The 3772-nt window shown below is 54.9% G+C and carries 3 protein-coding genes and 3 pseudogenes; 1 reads left to right on the top strand and 5 read right to left on the bottom strand.

The window, feature by feature from the left end; genetic code table 11:
- The 3 genes and pseudogenes from LEPOCDRAFT_RS01440 to LEPOCDRAFT_RS01430 form a co-directional block, all read right to left on the bottom strand.
- A pseudogene (locus tag LEPOCDRAFT_RS01440) lies at positions 1 to 557 on the bottom strand (helicase-related protein); the annotation flags it as partial.
- 66 nt (positions 558 to 623) lie between these two features.
- Positions 624 to 1076 (bottom strand): annotated as a pseudogene (locus LEPOCDRAFT_RS01435) (aminomethyltransferase beta-barrel domain-containing protein); the annotation flags it as partial.
- 57 nt (positions 1077 to 1133) lie between these two features.
- On the bottom strand, positions 1134 to 2219 hold the full coding sequence (locus LEPOCDRAFT_RS01430; protein ID WP_009453423.1) for a JmjC domain-containing protein: 1086 nt from the start codon (positions 2217 to 2219) through the stop codon (positions 1134 to 1136).
- Positions 2220 to 2376: 157 nt separating this feature from the next.
- Here LEPOCDRAFT_RS01430 and LEPOCDRAFT_RS01425 point away from each other — a divergent pair, with 157 nt between their 5' ends.
- On the top strand, positions 2377 to 2898 hold the full coding sequence (locus tag LEPOCDRAFT_RS01425; RefSeq protein WP_009453422.1) for an FKBP-type peptidyl-prolyl cis-trans isomerase: 522 nt from the start codon (positions 2377 to 2379) through the stop codon (positions 2896 to 2898).
- A 33-nt stretch (positions 2899 to 2931) separates the two neighbouring features.
- On the opposite strand, the gene dut is transcribed toward LEPOCDRAFT_RS01425, so the two are convergent.
- Both dut and clpA read right to left on the bottom strand, forming a co-directional pair.
- A complete protein-coding gene (dut, locus tag LEPOCDRAFT_RS01420) occupies positions 2932 to 3384 on the bottom strand; it encodes a dUTP diphosphatase (RefSeq protein WP_043909714.1) in 453 nt (150 codons plus the stop codon).
- Positions 3385 to 3406: 22 nt separating this feature from the next.
- Positions 3407 to 3772: pseudogene (clpA, locus tag LEPOCDRAFT_RS01415) on the bottom strand (ATP-dependent Clp protease ATP-binding subunit ClpA); the annotation flags it as partial.

The following is a 3772-nucleotide window of genomic DNA, read 5'->3' as shown; positions in this document are numbered from 1 at the left end:
GCGCTGCCAAAGGAGGCTTGCAAAGCGGCCAGATCGCCTTGGCGGAAAAAGGCCCAGATGGCAGCTTCATCGAGCCGAACCGTGAACGCCACGGCAAGGCGCCAGCCTTGGGCTTGGAGCTGCAGGGATTGGCGCGCACGCCGCTCCCAATGCAAACCGTTGCGTTGCACACCCAAGGCTTCGAGGGTGGCGCTGCGGTTTTGCATCAGCGCGTGGGTCTGCGGATTGAGGTTCAAGCCCTCAAGGTGCGCCAGCGCGGCATCCATCTGCTCGGGCGCAATCCAGCGGCTCGGGCGCACGCCCGGCATGGCTTTTTGCAGCAGGATCAGACCGAGCTGGTCCAGATCGGTATCGCAGAAGGTGGCTGGCTCGCTGAGAAAGTCCTCAGCTGTGACCGCTTGCGGCAACTGGAACGCAGCCTGACGCAGGCGCTGCACCTGCTCGGGGCTCAGGTGCTTGGGCAGCCGATCCTGATGACGCGCATTGGCGAGGTTGAAGGCACGCGGGCGGGGGGCTGCGCCGGGGGCAGCGGGAGACTTGGGCAGAGAAGAAGGCAAATGAATCTCGGTACGAAGCAGAAAAAGGGAGTGAAGGACGGGCTGGGGCGCGTTGGGACGGGCGTGTTAACGGGGTGTGGGCGCGTTGCAGGCGTGGATCACGCCGCCGCCCAGACAGACGTCACCGTCATAGAGCACGGCCGATTGTCCCGGCGTGACGGCCCATTGGGCCACAGGAAAGGCCAGCTGCATGCTTGTTGTATCTTCACCCGGGCTTAATTCACAGGTGGCGTCGCTTTGGCGATAGCGGGTTTTGGCGCTGAGTAAACCCGCTGATCCAGCGGATGGCGGGCTGCCGGCCACCCAACTGGTGGCGCTGGCGCTGAGGGTGGTGGCTTGCAGCCAAGGGTGATCGTGGCCTTGAACGACGTAGAGCACGTTGCGCGCCAAGTCTTTGTGCGCCACAAACCAAGGGTCGTGCTCGCCGCCACCGCGCACCGCGCCGCGCTCTTTGACGCCACCAATCCCGAGGCCCTTGCGTTGCCCCAAGGTGTAAAAGCTCAAGCCCATGATTATACATAGACAATGACCGTAAACTGAAACAACCCTCCATTCGAGGGCTAAATGCCTACGAAGTCAAGTCGTGGTAGCACGTAGCCAACCATCCTCGACCCATTGCTGCAGCTGTGATTCGAGGTCTTTACCCGCACTCAGCAGCTCCGTCGACGTCAAACGACGTGCATCGGCCAACCGTCGCAACAACACGGCGTCCTGCCCACCCATCAGCCAAGATTCCCCGTTCAGATACACATGATCTTCGTCGTAGATCATGCAGCTTCCAGGATCAAGCTCAATCCCTAAGCCCAAGTGCCAAGCCTGACCCGCAATGTATTGCACATTGGCCTTGGGTTCGCTCAAGTATTCGCCCAACGCACGCGCTAAAGCGCCTGGCTCCTCAAGCAATTGCTTGAGTCCTTGAGCCGCAAAATCGACCATGGCCTTCGGCATACGCCCGGGCTGCATCGTGGCCTGTTGATCGGGATCACGATAGATATCCTGCGGATCATCATCACCGACTGCATCAGCCAATCGCAGCAGTGTTTCTCGCGTCAATTCGGTGCGAAACGGTGAGCGAAAGCCTACCGAACAAGTCATGCATTCACCACCTACGGCATCACCATCGTGGGCCCAGCCTGGCGGCAGATAAAGCATGTCACCAGGCTCAAGGAGCCACTCCTCCTCAAACCGAAAATTAGCAATGATCTTGACCGGCAGATTCGGGAGCAACACTGCGTCATCCATACGTCCAATTCGCCAGCGACGGCATCCATGAACTTGAATCAAGAAGACGTCATAAGAGTCAAAGTGAGGCCCAACACCACCGCCTTCACTCGCCCATGACATCATCAGATCATCCAACCGAGCTTGTGGGACAAAGCGAAACTGTTCTAGAAGCTCAGCCGCTGCGGGCGTATGCAAGTTCAAACCTTGCACCAACACGGTCCATCCCGATTGATGCAACGCCGGCAAGCTGCGACGTGACATCGGGCCACGTTTCAGGGTCCAGTCAGCGTCAGCTTCAGGACCAGATCGGCACACCAGCCGCGACTCAACATCTTCTGATGCCAGAAGTTGAAAGAGTTCAGCCCGTGACACCGGTGGCTGAATGCCAGCGAATGCTTGACGCACCAGCAATGGTTTGCGCTGCCAATATTGATGCATGAACTCATCAGGGCTCAGTCCCCCCAATTGCGCGCATGGCTTATTCAATAGGGGAACACTCAAAATTGGCGCTGCGGCAACCAGTACAGAAGAAGAGGAAGTATTTAGCATCCTCGCATTGTGCGGGAGTGCTCGTGTGCATGCGAAAATTACAGCTATGCATATTCATGATCCCTGTGTCGTCACGCTAATCTGGCGACTCGAAGACGCCCACGGACAGCTGATCGACGAACTTCCTGAGCCTTTGGACTTTTTCTATGGCGGTGAGGATCTGCTCGCCAAAGTGGAAGAAGTACTGCTAGGTCAGCATCCTGGATTCACAACCACGCTGCACTTAGAACCCGAACACGCTTTTGGGGACTACGACGCCAACTTGGTGCTCTTCGAAGAGCGTCACCTCTTTCCAGAAACCATAGAGGCTGGCATGCAATTCGAGGGCCTTCCCAAGGGCTGCGTCACTCCCAACATGCCTGCCGACATGCTCTATACCATCACAGAGGTGTACGACAGCTATGTCGTCCTCGATGGTAATCATCCCTTGGCAGGCATCGCCTTGATCCTTCAACTAGAAGTCAAGGACGTTCGAGAGGCCACCCCCGAGGAAATCGAACAGCGTAGCGTCGGAGATACGGGCTTCAGCATGATCAGCTTGGCACCGCCAGGAACAACACTTCACTGATCCACGATCCATATCCACCATCGCTCGACGGAGTCAATGCTTGCCCGTCGAGCCAAATCCCCCCTCGCCTCTTTCGCTTGACTCCACAAAGTCATTGACCAAGCGAAACTTAGCCTGCACCACAGGAACGATCACAAGTTGCGCCATACGTTCCATGGGCTGCATCGTGAATTCTGTTTGGCTTCGATTCCAGCAGCTCACCATCAAGGGACCTTGATAATCACTATCAATCAGGCCTACCAAGTTACCCAAAACGATGCCATTTTTATGGCCTAAACCAGAACGAGGCAAAATAACTCCAGCAAGTCCTGGATCACCTATATGAATAGATACCCCTGTTGGAATAAGCTGCGTCTGACCTGGCTGAATGATAAGTGGCTCACTTAAACAGGCCCGTAAGTCTAGTCCAGCAGAACCGATGGTTGCGTACGATGGAAAATAGTCAACCATACGTTGATCGATGATTTTAAAGTCAATAACTGTCATTTCCACACCTTCATTTTAACCATCAAACCAAGCTTGACTCTGGTTTTGATTTATCGCCTTTTTTGAGTTCAAAACTCAGATTAACATGATCATAATCATCCACATCGATGGCGACTCGACCGCCGTCACTAAGGCGGCCAAATAAAAGTTCATCAGCCAGAACACGACGAATTGTGTCCTGAATGACTCTCTGCATCGGTCGTGCACCCATCAAAGGATCAAAGCCACTTTTCGCAAGAAAGGCACGCAGTCGATCTGTGAAGCTCACATCAACTTTCTTATCCGCCAACTGAGCTTCCAATTGCAACAGGAATTTATCGACAACTCTAACAATAACTTCCATATCCAACGATTTGAATCCAACAATAGCATCAAGCCGATTACGGAA

This window comes from Leptothrix ochracea L12 (assembly GCF_000262525.1).
The sequence above is the reverse complement of the archived record's forward strand: the minus strand, read 5'-3'. Positions and strand labels throughout refer to the sequence as shown.

What these genes read in the sequence shown, in the direction of transcription:
- dut (WP_043909714.1), bottom strand. Translation starts at nt 3,384, where the DNA reads ATGACAGTTATTGACTTTAAAATCATCGATCAACGTATGGTTGACTAT.
- LEPOCDRAFT_RS01430 (WP_009453423.1), bottom strand. Translation starts at nt 2,219, where the DNA reads ATGCATCAATATTGGCAGCGCAAACCATTGCTGGTGCGTCAAGCATTC.
- LEPOCDRAFT_RS01425 (WP_009453422.1), top strand. Translation starts at nt 2,377, where the DNA reads ATGCATATTCATGATCCCTGTGTCGTCACGCTAATCTGGCGACTCGAA.